The organism is Bacillus sp. RZ2MS9 (assembly GCF_001816185.2).
Classification (GTDB): domain Bacteria; phylum Bacillota; class Bacilli; order Bacillales; family Bacillaceae_G; genus Bacillus_A; species Bacillus_A cereus.
Window position 1 is genome coordinate 1,633,644 of record NZ_CP049978.1, and the last position, 17,442, is coordinate 1,651,085.

Sequence of the window (17,442 nt, forward strand, 5' to 3'; positions counted from 1 at the left end):
CTTGAATACTACTGCATTTGCACTATTTTTAATTATTGTTCTTGGTACGCTCGTCATAACCTATTTTGCATCGAAAAAAACGAAAAATGCGAGTGAATTTTATACGGCTGGAGGGGGATTAACTGGTTGGCAAAATGGTCTGGCCATTGCTGGAGATTACATGTCTGCTGCTTCATTTCTCGGTATAGCTGGAGCAATCGCATTAACTGGGTTTGATGGATTCTTTTATAGTATCGGTTTTTTAGTTGCTTATTTAGTTGTACTATATCTTGTTGCAGAACCGCTTAGAAATTTAGGAAAGTACACTTTGGCGGATATGATTGCAGCACGCTTTGACGCGAAAAAAGTTCGCGGAGTTGCAGCTCTTAATACGATGACGATTTCTATCTTTTATATGATTGCACAATTAGTTGGCGCGGGTGCACTTATTAAATTATTATTAGGGATTGAATATACGACATCTGTATTAATCGTTGGAACACTTATGACGGTGTATGTTATTTTTGGTGGTATGACAGCAACGAGCTGGGTACAAATTGTAAAGGCTGTATTACTTATGGCCGGTACGTTTATTATTTCTGTTATCGTTTTCGCAAAATTCAACTTCAGCGTGACTGAAATGTTTGCCCAAATGAAAACAGCTACACCATTAAAAGATTCATTTTTAAATCCAGGTGTAAAGTATAAGGATGGCCTTGATACACTTTCTTTAAATTTAGGACTAGTACTTGGTACAGCTGGATTACCACATATACTTGTCCGCTTTTTTACAGTACGTGATGCAAAAACTGCACGTCAATCTGTCGTATATGCGACATGGTTAATTGGTGCATTTTATATTATGACGATTTTCTTAGGATTTGGTGCGGCAGCGTTTGTAGGAAATGAAGCGATTATTAAAGCGAACCCAGCGGGTAATATGGCAGCACCTTTATTAGCCAAAGCGTTAGGTGGAGACTTCTTATTTGCTTTCGTATCAGCAATTGCTTTTGCAACAATTTTGGCTGTAGTGGCAGGTCTCGTATTAACGGCAGCATCAGCATTCGCTCATGATTTTTATAATGAGATCATTCGCAAAGGGAAATCATCGGAAAAAGAGCAAGTATCTATGGCTCGGTATGCATCTATTGGAGTAGCGATATTATCTATCATACTTGCATTATTTGCCCAAACATTAAACGTAGCATTTTTAGTATCATTAGCATTTGCAGTTGCAGCGAGTGCAAATCTACCAGTGATTTTATTTACAATATATTGGAAGCGTTTTAATACAACGGGTGCTATTTCCGGTATGATTGTAGGGCTCGTATCAGCAATTGTTCTCGTAGCGTTGAGTCCGAATGTTTGGAACCCTGTAGCTGGAAAAGCTATTTTTGTTGGGGAAGCGATATTCCCATATACGACACCAGGAATTATTTCAATTCCGCTCGGATTTCTTGCAGCATATTTAGGAACTGTTTTATCTAGTAAGAAAGAAGATGCAGCGAAATTTGATGAAATTCTTGTGAAATCTAATACTGGTCACGGTATTAGTGATGCGTCTTCACATTAAATAAAAGAGGAGCTTTTCGATAGATAAGAAAAGCTCTTTTTTCTTTTGTCATTTTCTTGTAAATATTACTGATTTGTAAGTAGGATTTGTCTTAATTTTGTGGAATGAAAATAGCAGGGAGAAATTTAAGTCATCATGGCACCAGCGCAGCTTTTGTGAAAAATAAGTTGTTATGGAAGGTGGAAGTAATGATGAAAACGAAGCAAACTGATGAATTATTAGCAAAAGATGAGCAATATGTTTGGCACGGAATGCGTCCCTTTAGTCCAAATAGTACAATGGTAGGGGCAAAAGCTGAAGGGTGCTGGGTTGAAGATATACAAGGAAAAAGATATTTAGATGGTATGAGTGGTCTTTGGTGTGTGAATAGTGGATATGGAAGAAAGGAGCTCGCAGAAGCGGCTTATAAGCAATTACAAACATTATCATACTTTCCAATGTCACAATCTCATGAACCAGCTATAAAGCTCGCTGAAAAATTAAATGAGTGGCTTGGGGGAGAGTATGTTATTTTCTTCTCAAATAGTGGTTCAGAAGCGAACGAAACAGCTTTTAAAATAGCAAGGCAATATTATGCGCAAAAAGGTGAACCACATCGTTATAAATTTATGTCACGTTATCGTGGGTATCACGGGAATACAATGGCGACAATGGCAGCGACGGGACAAGCGCAGCGTAGATATCAATATGAACCGTTTGCTTCAGGCTTTTTACACGTAACACCACCGGATTGTTACCGTATGCCTGAAATTGAAGGGCAGCATATTTATGATGTAGAATGTGTGAAAGAAGTCGATCGTGTTATGACGTGGGAATTAAGTGAAACAATTGCCGCTTTTATTATGGAACCAATTATTACAGGCGGGGGCATATTAATGCCACCACAAGACTATATGAAAGCTGTTCATGAAACGTGTCAAAAACACGGTGCCTTGCTTATTAGTGATGAAGTAATTTGCGGTTTCGGACGTACAGGAAAAGCATTTGGATTTATGAATTATGATGTGAAGCCAGATATTATTACGATGGCAAAAGGGATTACGAGCGCATATTTACCATTATCTGCAACAGCTGTGAAAAAAGAAATATATGAAGCATTTAAAGGGAAGGGAGAGTATGAATTCTTCCGACATATTAATACATTTGGTGGAAATCCAGCAGCTTGTGCATTAGCCCTTAAAAACTTAGAGATTATGGAAAATGAAAATTTAATTGAGCGATCTGCGCAAATGGGTTCCCTTTTATTAGAGCAACTAAAAGATGAAATTGGGGAACATCCGCTTGTTGGGGATATTAGAGGAAAAGGTCTATTAGTTGGAATTGAATTAGTAAATGATAAAGAGACGAAAGAGCCAATTGATAACGACAAAATCGCAAGTGTCGTAAATGCTTGTAAAGAAAAAGGGCTTATTATAGGACGAAACGGTATGACGACAGCAGGATATAATAACGTTTTAACATTAGCGCCGCCGCTTATTATTTCAAGTGAAGAAATTGCCTTTGTTGTTGGAACTTTGAAGACGGCGATGGAACGTATTTAATAAATAGAGAGAGGAGCGAGCTGTAATATAAGGCTCGCTTTTGTTTTTTAGTAGGAGGGGACTTTTAATGGAGAAATATGATCCTAACAAACATTATCACATCGGATATTATGAAGACGGATATGATTTAGAAGTGACGGCGTACAAAAGAATAAATGAACCAGTTTGGGATGCTTATCTTCCGCACTATGAGGTAGACGATTTTTACAAAAAAGTGGAGAAAATGAAGCTAGGTGAATATATAGATGACTATGGTATTAAAGTATATTCATTTAGTAATGACATCGATGATGAAGAAGCACGAACTATTTTTGAAAACTGGTTAAAAACGAATGGAATTGTTTAAAGATAAAATGAAAAAGGAGATTACTATCTTGTAAGATAGTAATCTCCTTTTCTTATTCTTATAGTAAATTTACTTACTTGCTTTCATTGCTTTATCTTTTGCACCAAAAGTGTATTTTAACATTGGTGGTGTAATCATTGTAGTTAAAATAACGACAATAACGATTGCTGTAAAGTAATCTTGTGCCAATAGACCTGAAGAAAGTCCTGTTCCTGCAATGATAAGTGCAACTTCACCACGAGAAACCATACCAGAACCGATAATTGCAGAAGACTTAGCATCAAATCCAGTCATGCGTGCACCAACACCACAACCAATTAGTTTCGTTAATACAGCGATTACTGTTAATGCTAAGATGAACCAAATTTGATTGCCAATACCGTCAAATGTAATATTCATACCGATACTAACGAAGAATACTGGAACGAACATAGCGTAAGCAATTGGTTCTACTTTCTTTTCTACTTCATGTTTGTAGTTTGTTTGAGAAATTGCAATACCAGCAGCGAAAGCACCGATAATACCAGCAATTCCTAATAGTTCGCCGAAATATGCGAATGAGAAACAGATGATAAGAGCTGCGCTCACGATAGACTCAGATACGCGCAGTGGTGACAACCAACGCATAATTGCTGGAACACCTTTCCATCCAATTAAAATAATAGAAGCGAAGAATACTACTTTCTTCAAGATAATCATTGTTAAGTTAACATCATCAGTGCCTAAGAAGCTCATTGCGAATGCTAATAAAATAACAACAAGAATATCATCAAATACAGCGGCTCCAAGCATCGTCGTACTTTCACGTGTTTTCATTTTACCTAAATCACGAAGTGTTTGTACGGAAATACTAACACTTGTCGCACATAGAAGTAATCCTAAGAATACAGCGTTTCCTTGTTCCATTCCCATAACAAGGCCGGAAACGTAACCACCTACGAATGGAAGAATAATACCTCCGAGTGCAACTGCTAAAGAAGAATTACGATTGGCGTTTAATTCTTCTAAGTCTGTTTCAAGTCCAGCCATAAACATTAGAAGAATAACCCCGACATTACTTAATTGAGTTAGAAGCTCTGAATTTTCAATCCAACCTAATACAGCTGGACCGATAACGATACCGACAATTAATTTACCTAGTACAGAAGGTTGACCTAATCTAACACTAAGATCACCAGCAAGCTTTGTACTTAATAAAATAAGTGCGATTTGAAAGAAAAATTCGAATTCCATCTGATCCTCTCCTCATCATTTTTAGTTTTATCATACGATTTCTCGGAATTTGCCTAATGAAAATATGTAAAACCCATTAAACAAAAGGGTCTGATTACGAGTTCTTTTGAACTTGTAATTTGAACCTGTAATTAATATATAATATATTTTGCAAAAAATCAATGAAAAAATGGGAGCTTTTTTAGAGAGAGACGGTGTTATTAGAGATATACATATAAGAATAGTGTGTGAATTTTTATATGTATGAAATAGTATGAAGTCCTTTTTCATTACAAATAATAAAGCCTAAATGCTATTTCACGAATTATAAATGTGAAAAGGAGGTTTTATCATTTGAATTCATTAAAAAATAACTTGTCTATTGTTGCTTTAGGTGGAGTAAATGAAATAGGAAAAAATATGTATGCTATCCAATATGAAAATGATATTGTCGTCATTGATTGTGGATCTAAATTTCCAGATGAAAGTTTATTAGGGATTGATTTAATAATTCCAGACGTCACATATTTGCAAGAAAATAAAGAAAAAATTCGCGGTTTAGTAGTAACGCACGGGCATGAGGACCATATTGGCGGAATACCATATTTTTTAAAACAACTAAATGTACCAATCTATGCAACAAAGTTAACGTTAGGTTTAATTGAAATTAAATTAAAGGAACACAATCTTCAAAATGATACGGAATTAATCGTTATTCATTCAGAATCAGAAATTGATTGTGGTTCTATTAAGGCAACCTTTTTTAAAACGAACCACAGTATTCCGGATTGTCTCGGTATTGTTTTTCATACACCAGAAGGTACTGTAGTACATACAGGTGATTTTAAATTTGATTTAACACCAGTAAATAATCAACATCCTGATATTCATAAAATGGCTAAAATAGGAAGTGAAGGTGTACTAGCTTTATTATCTGAAAGCACAAATGCAGAACGCCCAGGTTTTACTCCATCAGAAAGGTCAGTAGGAGAACGGGTAGAGGAAATATTTATGAAAGCAAATAGAAAAGTAATTATTTCTACATTTGCTTCTAATGTGAATCGTGTTCAGCAAATAGTTGAAGCTTGCATAAAAACAAATCGAAAATTGGCTTTGCTCGGGAGAAGTATGGTAAATGTAGTAGAAGTTGCTCTAGAGAAAGGGTATTTACATATTCCAGACGGCATGTTGATTGAAGCGAGTGAGATAAATCGTTTAGATCCAAAGCAGGTAGCGATACTTTGTACAGGAAGTCAAGGAGAACCGATGGCAGCTTTAGCGCGTTTAGCGAGTGGAAACTATAGACAAGTTGATATTTTACCAGAAGATACGGTTATTATAGCTGCGACTCCGATTCCAGGAAATGAACGTAACGTTTCAAGAATTATAGATAATCTATTTGCTTTAGGAGCAAAAGTAATTTATGGATCAGGTAGTTCTACTGGAGTCCATGTATCTGGTCATGCGTATCAAGAAGAATTGAAATTAATGCTCACTTTAATGAAACCTAAATATTTTATCCCAATTCATGGAGAGTTTAGAATGCTACATCACCATAGTTTGTTAGCAGAATCAATTGGTATTGAAAAGGAAAATATCTTTATCGTACGTAATGGAGATGTTGTAGATATTAGTAATGAAGTGGCAATTCAATCTAGAAGAATACAGGCAGGAAATATATATGTAGATGGATTAGGAATTGGAGATGTTGGAAATGCATTATTACGTGATCGTAAACAACTTTCAGAAGATGGAATGCTCGTTATAGTTATTACTTTTAATAAAGTGGATGGAGAAATAATTTCAGGTCCTGATATTATTTCTCGTGGATTTGTCTATGTTCGTGATTCAGAAGAATTTTTAAGAGAATTAAATAAATTAGCTGTTATTACAATTAATAATTTAAAGAAAGAGAATGTGAATAGCTGGGGTATTTTGAAAAGGGAGGTAAGAGAAGCGTTAGGGAAGTATATATATACAAATACAAAACGAAAGCCGATGATTCTTCCTATAATAATAGAGGTTTAATAGTAAAAAAAGAATTCTCGTATGGGAATTCTTTTTTGTTTTGAAGACAAAATGAACATATAATGAAATAAATAGAAATGGAAGGAAATAAAAGATGTTATTAAATAAACGTTTTACAATTGGAGAAATGGCAAAAATGCATAATATCGCAGAATCTACATTAAGGTATTATGATGAAAAAGGAATTTTTCATCCGTCCATTGTTGATCCTCAAACGAATTATCGTTATTATACAATCGATCAATTTTCACTATTAGATACGATTAAGTTTTTACGCCAATTAAACATTCCATTAAAGGAAATTAAAAAATATATTGATGAAAGAAATCCAGCATACGCACTCAATTTACTGGAAAAACAACAAGAGATGATGCTGAAGAAACAAAGAGAAATTGAGTATGCTTTAGCGAAAATGGAGCATAGAATTCATTTAATTAAGGAAGCAACAAAAGCAAAAGCTGAACAAATGGTAATAAAAGAGATCCCGCAGCGAAAAATAACAGCTATTGCGGTTGCCCCGAATACGACGGATGATATGTTTGAGTACTACATTCATTCGTTGCAAAAAAATATGAGGCAAATGGATGATAGCTTATTTTCTGGAGATATTGGTGTAACTGTTGCGAAAAAAGGGTTAATGCAAAATGAGTTTCAAGCATATAGCAGTGTATTTATTCTTTTGGATTATATGCCTTTTGAAGTACAGAGTTCAGATGAAATTAAAGAAGGTATGTTTGCCTGTGTATATCATCATGGGCCATATGAAGAAACTGATGAAACATATAAGAAGCTAATGAAATATATTGATCAAGAAGGATACGAAATAAGTGGAGATGCAATTGAGATTGCATTAATTGATTGGTCTGTAACAGAAGATCCTGAGGAGCAAGTAACAGAAATTCAAATTCCTATAATGAAAAAACAAAGCAATAAGTTATAGGACTCGTATAATTACAAATGAGCATCAAACGCGATAATTAAGTCACCTATTTTTTAATTCTCTATTGACCTTAAAGTTACTTGAAGGTTTAAACTAAGAAAAGAGAGTTGAAAAAAAGGAGCATATTAGAGTATGGAAGCAACAGAAAAATTAAGAGAAAAACCAATTAAAAGCTTATTTATTTCTTATTTAATACCAGCAGTTCTTGGAATGGTATTAATGTCAGTGAATATTGTAATTGACGCGGTTATGATTAGTAGAGGAGTTGGGGCGAACGGTTTAGCAGGAGTGAACGTGGCTATTCCAGCCTTTTCGATTTTCTTCTCTATTTCATTATGGATCGGAATGGGCGGGGCAACGTTATACTCCATTGCATTAGGTGAAAATAAACGAGAAAGAGCAAGGTCTATTTTTACTCAATCAATGACGGTAGCAGTTGTTATCGTAGGGATTTTAGCAGCGATTTGCTTATGGAGAATAGAAGATTTAGCATACTTATTTGGTGCAAACGAAGTGATTCTACCATATGCGTTAGACTATTTACACGTATTATTAACATTTGGAATGATATACGTTTTAGAAAATATTTTAAGTACATTTATACGAAATGATGGAAATCCTAATTTAGCAATGGCTGGTCTTGTTGTAACGGCTGTATTAAATATAGTGTTTGACTATATCTTTATTTTTATCTTTGGATGGGGCGTAACAGGTGCTGCCTCAGCGACTATTCTTTCGGCAGCGATTGGTTTCCTTGTATTATTAACCCATTTCTTTAGAAAAAGTAGTATTTTAAAGTGGACGAAATTTCATTTTGAATGGGATACGGTCAAACAAATTATGGTGATTGGTTTCCCAAGTTTTACAGCAGAAAGTACGGTTGCAATCGTAACGATTGGTTTTAATATCGCATTTGTCCAATATGCAGGAGAAGTAGGAGTAGCTTCCTATGCGATGGTGAATAGTATTCATGCAATGACATTACTATTATTCTTTGGTGTTGGAGCAGCATTACAGCCAATTGCTAGTTTCCATTACGGGGCAAATTTATCAGAGAGACTTCGTGAAGGATTGAAGTTTGCTGTGAAAATTGCAGTTGTCCTTGGAGGCGTTGCGATAATTGTCGGATTATTCTTCGGGAAATATATCATTGGTTTATTTGATGTTCAATCTCCAGAATTATTGGAGTTAACCTTAACAGGTATTAGTTTATTCTTTATCCAATACGTATTTTTAGGTTATAACATTGTGTATGGAGAGTACTTCCAATCAGTGCGACAAACGAAGAAATCAGTACTTATTATAATGAGCCGAGGATTACTATTTATTATTCCATTGTTATGGATTATGCCGAAACTATTTGGTATAAATGGAATTTGGCTCGTTATGCCAGTTGCAGAAGTAATGACAGCGATTATCGTATTTACGATGAATCGTATGAAACATCCTGTTCCATTAAATATGGCAGGAGAGAAAGAAGCGATATGATAAAAAATCCCCTTAAGCAATTAAGGGGATTTTCTTATTCCTTTAAACTAATAGCAAAAGATCCATCCGTTTCTTGAACAGAAGCAAAGGCAACGTTTTTAATATTTGTAATTCCTTTTTCTTTTAATTCTTTATATAACCATTTTTCATCTTTATGTATTAACTTTAAGTTATCATATTGAATTTGTGAATCGACGATAAGTGCAATTGGTAATCCAGCATACTTAACATCTATGTTTAAATCTTTTGGAGTTAATGGTACAAGTTCTCTTTTTGGTAAAATACTAATAGCGCCGTTCGCTTCTAAAATAGCGTATTCAATTTCATGAACACTTGGATATCCTGCAACGCGAAGATTAGAAAGCAGTTCTGCAATGGGGTATCTACTTTTTTGTAAGTTCTCAAAAATAATATCACCATGTTTAATTAAAATGATAGGGTGTCCGAGAATAAAACGATTTAGTTTGTTGAATAGGCTTAATTTTGTAAGGAGTAAATGTAAACATGTGATAACAACCATACCGAGAAATGCTTGTAAAGCACCAGAGACGGGTATGGCCTGGAAAGCTAAATAAGATAAAAAAATTATAGCCCCAAAATCATGAGGAGTTAGTTGCGCTAACGCGGATTTACCGAGTAACTTAAGCGATAGCAAAAATAAGATGAAAAAGAACGACACGTTACATAAAAAGAGAAGCAATAGAGACACTCCTTCGTGTAAAGTTGTACTTACTATTCCCGAAAGTAATATAAATATTACCTTTCAGAGGATAAATTAGGGTTTATTGGAATTTGTCTGTATACAAACAAATAAATGGATATTATCATGAAGGAAGTAAAAGAAAATAGGAGTATATGAATATGAGAAAGAAGAAAATAATGAAGGGCATTTTAGTTGTTATAATGATTTGCGCCGTGTATGCGGGGTTTTTACAATATCACATTTATAAGCATGGGCATATGAATGCAACATACGATGCTGATTACATAATTGTACTAGGATCGAAAGTAAATGGGACGAAACCATCTTATTCATTGCAATATCGTATTGATAAAGCAGCTGAATATTTAAAATCACATGAGAAAACAATCGCTATCGTATCTGGAGGACAAGGAAAAGGCGAAGACATTTCAGAAGCATTAGCAATGAAACAAGGACTAATAAAACAAAATATCGCAGAAGACCGCATTATAATGGAGGACAAATCTACGAGTACAGATGAGAATATTACATTCTCAAAACCGTTAATTCCAGCCGATATGAAAAAAGGTATGATCGTAACAAACGATTTTCACATGTTTAGAGCGAAAAAAATAGCGGCCAAACAAGGTTTACAATTAGAAGGTCTTCCGGCAAAAACACCGAAACCAATCATCATTCCATCGAATGTACGAGAATATTTAGCAATTACACAGTATTGGTTTATGAATCGAATATAGTGAAAGTGATCCCGTCTGAAACTCAGGCGGGATTTAGTTTGAGGAAAATCTTACAAATATGTCACGTTCGTGAAAGGTAAAGCGATAGTTTCTAGAATGATTTCCTGACATAATGAAGGTAACAAAAACTATTTAGAGGTGAATCGGATGAAAGGAAATAATATTTTATCTTCGTTATGTTACTTTAGTATCTTTTTTGCACCATTTTTACTACCAATTATCGTGTACTTTGTTGCAGAAGATGAAGTGAAGTATCACGCGAAAAAAGCATTTTGGTCACATGTTTTCCCATACGCAATCTTATTTGGAGGACTAGCAGTATCAGGCATGTACGGTTTAGGTTTCAATCAATCTGACGGTGCTGGAATTGGAATGGCTATCACATATGCAGTGTTCATTCTTGTAGGAATTTACTACTTCATTTGGAATATCGTAAAAGGTATTAAAGTTTTGAAAACGGCGTAATAAGATAATTATAATTTCATTTACCGTATCGATAAACGTTTTAAAAAAGGGCAATTCTTAAAGAATTGCTCTTTTTGTGCTTATAAGTTGTGAAAATTGAAAAAGATATGTTAATTTTTCATTATGAAGAGAAAAAAGGAGTGATTTTCATGAATGAGATCATACATAAGATGGAGCAACATGTTTCAGTTCGTAAGTATAAAGAAGAATCAATTCCGAAAGATGTAGTAGAAAAGATGGTGCATGCTGCGCAACATGCAGCTTCATCACATTTTGTACAGGCGTATTCTGTTATATATGTAACAGATCAGGAATTAAAGGCTAAACTAGCAGAGCTATCCGGAAATCGCCATGTGAAGGACTGTGCAGCATTTTTTGTTTGTTGTGCAGATTTAAAACGACTTGAAATTGCATGTGAAAAACATAGTACAGAGATAAAGTATGAGGGAGTAGAAGACTTTATCGTTGCGACGGTAGATGCTTCACTTTTTGCGCAAAACTTAGCACTAGCAGCAGAATCGTTAGGATACGGTATTTGTTATATTGGTGGTATTCGTAATAATCCGAGAGAAGTGAGTGAACTGCTTCATTTACCGGATAAAGTATATCCTGTATTCGGAATGACAGTCGGTGTACCAGATGAAGAACATGGAGTTAAACCACGTTTACCAGTAGCAGCAGTTCTTCATGAAAATGGATATGATGAACAAAAATATGATGAATTACTAAACGAATATGATGAAACGATGAACGCGTATTATAAAGAAAGATCATCAAACAAGAAAAACGTAACATGGACGGAATCAATGAGTTCGTTTATGTCTAAAGAAAAAAGAATGCATATGAAAGAGTTTTTAAGTGAAAAAGGATTAAATAAGAAGTGAGTAAAGAGGCAAACCTGTGATGCGGGTTTGCCTTTTTGAGAAGGAGAAATACCTAAGGCCAGAAAGTTGTTTATTCTTTCTGAACTTAGGTATTTTATTTGTTATCATATACATAAAAATAAAAATAAATAATTTTTTACAAAAGTGATAGAAAATGAGAATGAAATACCAATAGTAAGTAAAAGCGGCATAATAGCCGCTTTTTATCGTTTTATTTAGTATTTGATTTGAAATATTTTCCTTATGAAAGAAAGATTATTGCTAATTGTAAACTGTCAATAAAGTTATTTAAGTTTTGATATGGAATACCCCGCCGGAAAATACAGCAATAATTTCGTTTGAACATATCTGTTATTGCACGATCTAAAGCATCTTCTATAACAAGTTCAAACTTTCAATAAGAAGATAACCCCCTGTACAACTTAAAAGAATGTACGTAAATATTTTAAAAATCCGTTGATTAAGCCATTTAAAAATAATTTGACCTATAAACAAGCCTAAAAATACAATTGGAATGGCATAAAAACTTGATTCCCAAATGGTTTTGTTTGTGCCAGTAAAGAGTATTTGAGTTACTAGACTAATGAAATATATAAACAGATAAAAAGCTAATGTAGTTGCTCTTAACTTCTCTTTTTCAGTATTAGTTCCTGTAAAATAAAGTAACAGGGGTGGACCTGGCATACCGATACTTGTCGTTAAAAGACCAGATAATCCGCCAACTATGAAATCTCTAGATTGTGTTGATCTAACCTTAACGTTGCATATTAGCAACAATGTTAATAGTAAGAGTAGGATGCTAACTGCTAATTTAAAAGTGTTTATGTTAACGGAAATGAAAATTAAAATGCCAAAAGGAACACCAACTATACTTCCAAAAATAAACCTTTTCAGTAGAACAAAATCAACGTCCATTCTTATTTTCCAAATGAGTGAAATGGAGATAATTAAAGATAAAATAATGTTTATTTGTATAGCTTCTTGTGGTAGAAATAACATAAGTAAGAAAGGGGTTGCCATTATGGAAAAGCCAAAACCTGTACTTGCTTGCAGAATAGAAGCCACTAATATAATACATATGAAAAAGAATGTGATACCCAAAACAGCCCTCCTATTTAATCAAGTTTAACTAGTTAAAGTCTATTATTTAAGTGCAATGTTTCACAAACTTATTTGTATTTTAACATAAATATCTAGTTTTTTCTCAAATAGTGTTGCCATATAAGGCTCTTTAACTAAAAAATCTGACTTGTATTTTTAAACAATTTTATTATGGGGAAACAAATAATGAATGGGATCAAAATGTATTGATTATCATTAAATTATTCACTGAGATCCCCGCGATAAAACAAGAACAGCCATATAAAACTTACAAAAATACAGCATGTAGCTAATAAACAGCCAATCATTTGAGGAGAAAGAATTTCTAACAGCCCTCCTGTAAAAAACATCGATAACTGAATAAGAGATCCGTAAATGGAATAATGGAATGAAAAAACTTTACCTATCATATTTTCGTGTGTGTAAGTTTGAAGTAATGTCGTATCAAGTGGAACATTATCTCCTCTTTTATATAATTTTAGCCCTAGTGATTCATAAAAAGGTATTGATACTTTTAAGTTGCGGACAGGTAAATGTGCTTCGTAAAGACCTCTAATCATTGTAATCCCCCTTAGTAAAAATGTTTCTTATTCCATAGTAAACAATATGTTGCTAGTTGAAATTGCAAATAAGAGGGATATAAATTCATACGAAAGTATGAAAAAAAACAGCTCATATTTGAGCTGTTTTTCTATAGTTTTTAGTTCATTTTTCAAGGATAGGATATATTAATATCCGTATCCGCCGCCGCCCCAACAGCTACATCCGATGATGATTAGAAGGATGAATAGTACGATAAGCAAAGCAAATCCACCGCCGAAACCAGCGCAACTTCCACCATAACTCATATGTTTTCCTCCTTTTTAGTAAGTTAATCTATATGGTTCATGGACTACTATATACAGTATGTTTTTTGTATAGAAAACGAGCCAGTCTCATTTATAATTAGACAAATGCCTGTAGATTCATTAGGATTGCATGTTAGTGATTTGTAAATAAACCTTTACGTAATTCATAATTTAGGCATAAAAAATAAAAAATTGTAAAAAAAACCATTTTCTTATTTTTTTATGAGAGAATATGTACTATAATTTTACAAGTAATATTATGGGAAAAGGGAGTTTTAGTATAGAGATGGAGATGGGACAATTAAAAAATAAAATAGAAAACAAAAAGAAAGAGTTAATTCAACTTGTTGCGAGACACGGATTGGATCATGATAAAGTTTTGTTATTTAGTCGTGATTTAGATATACTTATTAATAAGTTTATGAACATAAAAGACAAAGTGCATAAATAAAAAATTTATAGTTTTTTATATTAAGATGTTTCACAGAAAGGAGAGGACAGTAATTGGAACATTTACAGGAAGAATTGTATAAACAAATAAAAGAAGAAAAAGGTACAGTTACAATTTTCTTAAAGAGTGGCGTTAGAATAGTAGGAGAAGTTGTTGGAGTGGATAAATTTACAGTTTTAATCTTAGTGGATGGAAAACAACAGCTTATTTATAAGCAGGCTATATCAACAATAATGAAATAAGACACTCTTGTTGAGTGTCTTATTTCATTATTGCTTGCATGCCTCAACATCAATGCCGGCAGCAATTAACTTCTTTTCTCCATCTTGTTCAATAATTTTTTGTAATTTAGATAGGAAAGAATCAAAGTTTGTATGCTTTGCTACTTGGAATGTCATTTTATGTTCAATTGGTAGCCACGTATCAATATCAGCTTCGTTATGTTGGATTTTCACCTCAAGTTTATCGAGTGCATTAGCAACTTTTGCTTCGTACGTTTTTTTCGCTTCAAACTCCATCCATAAGTCATATAATTCCTCGCCGAGAGAACCTGTTAACGTTTGTTTAATATTTAAAATAGCCTCCAGTTCATTTTTTTGTTTTTGTAGCTGTAATTCGTGACTATTCATTGTATCAAAAGCAGGAATATCACCAGCTTCGGCTTCGACTAGGTCGTGAATAATAACCATTTTAAGTAATTTCTCAATACTTACTTTTTGATCCAAATAAGGTTCAACTAAAATGGCCATTAGAGACATCCGCCATGTATGTTCGGCAACACTTTCTTGACGTCCGTTGGAAAGCCAGCTATGTCGCATTTCATATTTTAGTTTTTCTGCTAATGCAATGACTTGTAAAATGTTGTGTTCCATCGTGATCCTCCTCATTTATTCATACCATAATTCTAATATAGAAATGAAATGTGTCAATTTTATGAGTATATTGCGATAAACAGATGATAAGCGTATAATACATGTTATATGTGAAAACGTATTATTAAAATAAAAAAATGTTATATAAAAATGGAAAGGAAAGGGCAGAAATATGGGAGAGAAAAATCAAGTATTAGCTAGACCACAAAGAAGAAAAAGGAAGTTTGATATTTCTAGCCCAGTGGGCATTATAGTAGGTTTCATTATAGTGATAGCGGCAATTATGCTTGGTGGCGGTGGAATAAAAGCTTTCAAAAACTTTTTAGATATTTCATCTATTTTAATTGTCATAGGGGGAACAACAGCGACAATTGTTGTGGCATATCGATTTGGAGAAATAAAAAAATATACGAAAAGCATTTTTACTGTTTTACATAGAAGAGAAGAAGATTTAGAACAGTTAACGGATTTGTTTGTAGATTTTTCGAAAAAGTCTAAAAAGAACGGCTTGCTTTCTTTAGAGGTAGATGGAGAGCAAGTAGACAATCCTTTTATTCAAAAAGGAATTCGATTAATGTTAAGCGGTTACGATGAAGATGAATTAAAAGAAGTGTTATTGAAAGATATTGAAACGGAAGTGTATGAGTTAAGAAAAGGAGCAGCATTATTAGATAAAATTGGTGATTTTGCTCCAGCTTGGGGAATGATTGGTACGTTAATCGGTCTTATCATTATGCTCCAAAACTTACAAGATACATCGCAAATTGGTACAGGAATGGCAGTTGCGATGTTAACGACATTATATGGGTCTGTACTTGCGAATATGATTGCAATCCCTCTTGCGGAAAAAGTATATCGTGGTATTGAAGATTTATATACAGAGAAGAAGTTTGTAATAGAAGCAATTTCAGAATTGTATCGTGGACAAATCCCTTCTAAATTAAAGTTGAAACTGGATACATACGTATACGAAACAAAGGTAAGAAAGGTAAAAGGAGCAGCCTAATATTTCAAGGAGTGGTATGATGAGTAAAGGACCGCAAAAGGGATCGCCTCGTTGGATGACGACTTTTACAGATTTAACGATGTTATTATTAACTTTCTTTGTATTACTAGTTGCTACATCAAAGCAAGATGCAGTAAAATTGTCAAAGATGCTTGAAAAGTTTAGTGATACGGGGCAAGTAGATGCAAAAGTAATGGAAAATACAATACCGGATATTTCACATGAAAAAAATGATGAAAAAATGATTTCAAAAAAGAGAATGGATGAATTATATAAGAAGTTAAAAGCATATGTAGATAATAACGGTATTAGTCAAGTGAATGTATATCGAGAGGATACAGGGGTAAGCGTCGTTATAGTAGATAATTTAATATTTGATACAGGCGATGCGAACGTTAAGCCCGAAGCGAAAGGGATAATAAGTCAATTAGTTGGATTTTTTCAATCCGTACCTAACCCAATTGTTGTAGAGGGACATACAGATAGTAGACCTATTCATAACGAGAAATTCCCTTCTAATTGGGAGTTATCTTCAGCACGAGCGGCAAATATGATTCACCATTTAATTGAAGTGTATAATGTGGACGATAAAAGGCTAGCTGCGGTAGGATATGCAGACACAAAGCCAATTGTACCAAATGATTCACCGCAAAACTGGGAAAAAAACCGTCGCGTTGTTATTTATATAAAAGAGTAGTATATTATTATTTTAATAATAAAATAATAAAAACACGAAAATTCTTTTAAAAAAATATTAAATTTTATCATTTTATTTTGTATAATGAGTGAGAATGATAAGGTGAAATATTAAGATATATTTATACATAGAAGGAGAGAATTAAAAAGAATGGCACATAAAATTTTAGTAGTAGACGATGCGATGTTTATGCGAACGATGATTAAAAACTTATTAAAAAGTAATGCTGAATTTGAAGTTATTGGCGAAGCAGAGAATGGGGTAGAAGCAATTCAAAAGTATAAAGAACTTCAACCTGATATTGTAACATTAGATATTACTATGCCAGAAATGGACGGGCTTGAAGCATTAAAAGAAATTATTAAAATTGATTCAAGTGCAAAGGTTGTTATTTGTTCTGCAATGGGACAACAAGGTATGGTATTAGATGCAATTAAGGGCGGGGCAAAAGACTTTATTGTAAAGCCATTCCAAGCGGATCGTGTAATTGAAGCTTTAACAAAAGTAGCAAATAGTTAATATAGAAGGGGTGCCACAAGGAATCAAAACAGTGATAGCGGATCGACGTGTG

20 protein-coding genes are annotated in these 17,442 nt (G+C 33.7%); 14 read left to right on the top strand and 6 right to left on the bottom strand.

Translation table 11 applies throughout. The annotated features are described in order from the left end of the window. The first annotated feature begins 1 nt into the window (after position 1). From BHV55_RS08455 to BHV55_RS08465, 3 genes are all read left to right on the top strand, one after another. Positions 2–1,552, top strand: coding sequence for a solute symporter family protein (locus BHV55_RS08455; RefSeq protein WP_001098233.1), 1,551 nt, complete (start codon positions 2–4; stop codon positions 1,550–1,552). A gap of 191 nt (positions 1,553–1,743) precedes the next feature. Then, on the top strand, positions 1,744–3,093 hold the full coding sequence (locus tag BHV55_RS08460) for an aspartate aminotransferase family protein (protein WP_000850959.1): 1,350 nt from the start codon (positions 1,744–1,746) through the stop codon (positions 3,091–3,093). A 67-nt stretch (positions 3,094–3,160) separates the two neighbouring features. Continuing rightward, on the top strand, positions 3,161–3,439 hold the full coding sequence (locus tag BHV55_RS08465; RefSeq protein ID WP_000417070.1) for a DUF3986 family protein: 279 nt from the start codon (positions 3,161–3,163) through the stop codon (positions 3,437–3,439). Positions 3,440–3,508: 69 nt separating this feature from the next. On the opposite strand, the gene BHV55_RS08470 is transcribed toward BHV55_RS08465, so the two are convergent. Continuing rightward, positions 3,509–4,672 carry a cation:proton antiporter gene (locus BHV55_RS08470; protein WP_000393892.1) on the bottom strand — a complete coding sequence of 388 codons (1,164 nt, stop codon included), beginning with the start codon at positions 4,670–4,672 and terminating at the stop codon, positions 3,509–3,511. 333 nt (positions 4,673–5,005) lie between these two features. Here BHV55_RS08470 and BHV55_RS08475 point away from each other — a divergent pair, with 333 nt between their 5' ends. The 3 genes from BHV55_RS08475 to BHV55_RS08485 all read left to right on the top strand — a co-directional run bounded on the left by BHV55_RS08475 (position 5,006) and on the right by BHV55_RS08485 (position 9,107). Further along, positions 5,006–6,679, top strand: coding sequence for a ribonuclease J (locus BHV55_RS08475; protein ID WP_048567444.1), 1,674 nt, complete (start codon positions 5,006–5,008; stop codon positions 6,677–6,679). Between the two features lie 94 nt (positions 6,680–6,773). Next, a complete protein-coding gene (locus BHV55_RS08480) occupies positions 6,774–7,619 on the top strand; it encodes a MerR family transcriptional regulator (protein WP_000925910.1) in 846 nt (281 codons plus the stop codon). Between the two features lie 132 nt (positions 7,620–7,751). Further along, entirely contained in the window at positions 7,752–9,107 is a 1,356-nt protein-coding gene (locus tag BHV55_RS08485) for an MATE family efflux transporter (RefSeq protein ID WP_000388390.1), read from the top strand. A 34-nt stretch (positions 9,108–9,141) separates the two neighbouring features. Here the strand turns inward: BHV55_RS08485 and BHV55_RS08490 are convergent, their stop codons facing one another. After that, positions 9,142–9,807 carry a DUF421 domain-containing protein gene (locus tag BHV55_RS08490; RefSeq protein WP_000923922.1) on the bottom strand — a complete coding sequence of 222 codons (666 nt, stop codon included), beginning with the start codon at positions 9,805–9,807 and terminating at the stop codon, positions 9,142–9,144. Positions 9,808–9,968: 161 nt separating this feature from the next. Here BHV55_RS08490 and BHV55_RS08495 point away from each other — a divergent pair, with 161 nt between their 5' ends. The 3 genes from BHV55_RS08495 to nfsA all read left to right on the top strand — a co-directional run bounded on the left by BHV55_RS08495 (position 9,969) and on the right by nfsA (position 11,896). Then, a complete protein-coding gene (locus tag BHV55_RS08495) occupies positions 9,969–10,547 on the top strand; it encodes a YdcF family protein (protein WP_001227676.1) in 579 nt (192 codons plus the stop codon). Positions 10,548–10,694: 147 nt separating this feature from the next. Continuing rightward, positions 10,695–11,012, top strand: coding sequence for a magnetosome magnetite crystal formation protein family (locus tag BHV55_RS08500; RefSeq protein ID WP_000678055.1), 318 nt, complete (start codon positions 10,695–10,697; stop codon positions 11,010–11,012). A 149-nt stretch (positions 11,013–11,161) separates the two neighbouring features. Next, positions 11,162–11,896, top strand: a complete 735-nt coding sequence (gene nfsA / locus BHV55_RS08505; protein WP_061113519.1) for an oxygen-insensitive NADPH nitroreductase — start codon at positions 11,162–11,164, stop codon at positions 11,894–11,896. A 375-nt stretch (positions 11,897–12,271) separates the two neighbouring features. Here nfsA and BHV55_RS08510 read toward each other — a convergent pair whose 3' ends face one another. The 3 genes from BHV55_RS08510 to BHV55_RS08520 all read right to left on the bottom strand — a co-directional run bounded on the left by BHV55_RS08510 (position 12,272) and on the right by BHV55_RS08520 (position 13,845). Then, on the bottom strand, positions 12,272–12,997 hold the full coding sequence (locus BHV55_RS08510; protein ID WP_000513081.1) for a sulfite exporter TauE/SafE family protein: 726 nt from the start codon (positions 12,995–12,997) through the stop codon (positions 12,272–12,274). A 221-nt stretch (positions 12,998–13,218) separates the two neighbouring features. Continuing rightward, positions 13,219–13,557, bottom strand: coding sequence for a VOC family protein (locus BHV55_RS08515; RefSeq protein ID WP_044584273.1), 339 nt, complete (start codon positions 13,555–13,557; stop codon positions 13,219–13,221). A 168-nt stretch (positions 13,558–13,725) separates the two neighbouring features. Continuing rightward, complete coding sequence (locus BHV55_RS08520; protein ID WP_000120179.1) at positions 13,726–13,845, bottom strand: YjcZ family sporulation protein; 120 nt, start codon at positions 13,843–13,845, stop codon at positions 13,726–13,728. A gap of 232 nt (positions 13,846–14,077) precedes the next feature. Here BHV55_RS08520 and BHV55_RS08525 point away from each other — a divergent pair, with 232 nt between their 5' ends. Both BHV55_RS08525 and hfq read left to right on the top strand, forming a co-directional pair. Continuing rightward, positions 14,078–14,296 carry an aspartyl-phosphate phosphatase Spo0E family protein gene (locus BHV55_RS08525; protein ID WP_000291688.1) on the top strand — a complete coding sequence of 73 codons (219 nt, stop codon included), beginning with the start codon at positions 14,078–14,080 and terminating at the stop codon, positions 14,294–14,296. A 53-nt stretch (positions 14,297–14,349) separates the two neighbouring features. Beyond that, positions 14,350–14,538, top strand: a complete 189-nt coding sequence (gene hfq / locus BHV55_RS08530; RefSeq protein WP_000400665.1) for an RNA chaperone Hfq — start codon at positions 14,350–14,352, stop codon at positions 14,536–14,538. A gap of 27 nt (positions 14,539–14,565) precedes the next feature. Here hfq and BHV55_RS08535 read toward each other — a convergent pair whose 3' ends face one another. Beyond that, the gene (locus tag BHV55_RS08535) at positions 14,566–15,168 is read right to left on the bottom strand and encodes an HD domain-containing protein (RefSeq protein ID WP_003312897.1); all 603 of its coding nucleotides are present in this window, start codon (positions 15,166–15,168) and stop codon (positions 14,566–14,568) included. A gap of 172 nt (positions 15,169–15,340) precedes the next feature. On the opposite strand from BHV55_RS08535, the gene BHV55_RS08540 reads away from it, so the two are divergent. The 3 genes from BHV55_RS08540 to BHV55_RS08550 all read left to right on the top strand — a co-directional run bounded on the left by BHV55_RS08540 (position 15,341) and on the right by BHV55_RS08550 (position 17,390). Beyond that, positions 15,341–16,174: a flagellar motor protein MotP gene (locus BHV55_RS08540; RefSeq protein ID WP_065704461.1), complete on the top strand. Its 834-nt coding sequence runs from the start codon at positions 15,341–15,343 to the stop codon at positions 16,172–16,174. Between the two features lie 19 nt (positions 16,175–16,193). Further along, on the top strand, positions 16,194–16,871 hold the full coding sequence (locus BHV55_RS08545; RefSeq protein WP_000033627.1) for an OmpA family protein: 678 nt from the start codon (positions 16,194–16,196) through the stop codon (positions 16,869–16,871). Positions 16,872–17,021: 150 nt separating this feature from the next. Then, entirely contained in the window at positions 17,022–17,390 is a 369-nt protein-coding gene (locus BHV55_RS08550; protein ID WP_000940568.1) for a response regulator, read from the top strand. Positions 17,391–17,442: the final 52 nt, after the last annotated feature.

Coding starts and splice junctions, on each gene's coding strand:
- BHV55_RS08460 (WP_000850959.1), top strand. CDS start 1,744: ATGAAAACGAAGCAAACTGATGAATTATTAGCAAAAGATGAGCAATAT.
- BHV55_RS08465 (WP_000417070.1), top strand. CDS start 3,161: ATGGAGAAATATGATCCTAACAAACATTATCACATCGGATATTATGAA.
- BHV55_RS08470 (WP_000393892.1), bottom strand. CDS start 4,672: ATGGAATTCGAATTTTTCTTTCAAATCGCACTTATTTTATTAAGTACA.
- BHV55_RS08480 (WP_000925910.1), top strand. CDS start 6,774: ATGTTATTAAATAAACGTTTTACAATTGGAGAAATGGCAAAAATGCAT.
- BHV55_RS08485 (WP_000388390.1), top strand. CDS start 7,752: ATGGAAGCAACAGAAAAATTAAGAGAAAAACCAATTAAAAGCTTATTT.
- BHV55_RS08495 (WP_001227676.1), top strand. CDS start 9,969: ATGAGAAAGAAGAAAATAATGAAGGGCATTTTAGTTGTTATAATGATT.
- BHV55_RS08500 (WP_000678055.1), top strand. CDS start 10,695: ATGAAAGGAAATAATATTTTATCTTCGTTATGTTACTTTAGTATCTTT.
- nfsA (WP_061113519.1), top strand. CDS start 11,162: ATGAATGAGATCATACATAAGATGGAGCAACATGTTTCAGTTCGTAAG.
- BHV55_RS08515 (WP_044584273.1), bottom strand. CDS start 13,557: ATGATTAGAGGTCTTTACGAAGCACATTTACCTGTCCGCAACTTAAAA.
- BHV55_RS08520 (WP_000120179.1), bottom strand. CDS start 13,845: ATGAGTTATGGTGGAAGTTGCGCTGGTTTCGGCGGTGGATTTGCTTTG.
- BHV55_RS08525 (WP_000291688.1), top strand. CDS start 14,078: ATGTACTATAATTTTACAAGTAATATTATGGGAAAAGGGAGTTTTAGT.
- BHV55_RS08535 (WP_003312897.1), bottom strand. CDS start 15,168: ATGGAACACAACATTTTACAAGTCATTGCATTAGCAGAAAAACTAAAA.
- BHV55_RS08540 (WP_065704461.1), top strand. CDS start 15,341: ATGGGAGAGAAAAATCAAGTATTAGCTAGACCACAAAGAAGAAAAAGG.
- BHV55_RS08545 (WP_000033627.1), top strand. CDS start 16,194: ATGAGTAAAGGACCGCAAAAGGGATCGCCTCGTTGGATGACGACTTTT.
- BHV55_RS08550 (WP_000940568.1), top strand. CDS start 17,022: ATGGCACATAAAATTTTAGTAGTAGACGATGCGATGTTTATGCGAACG.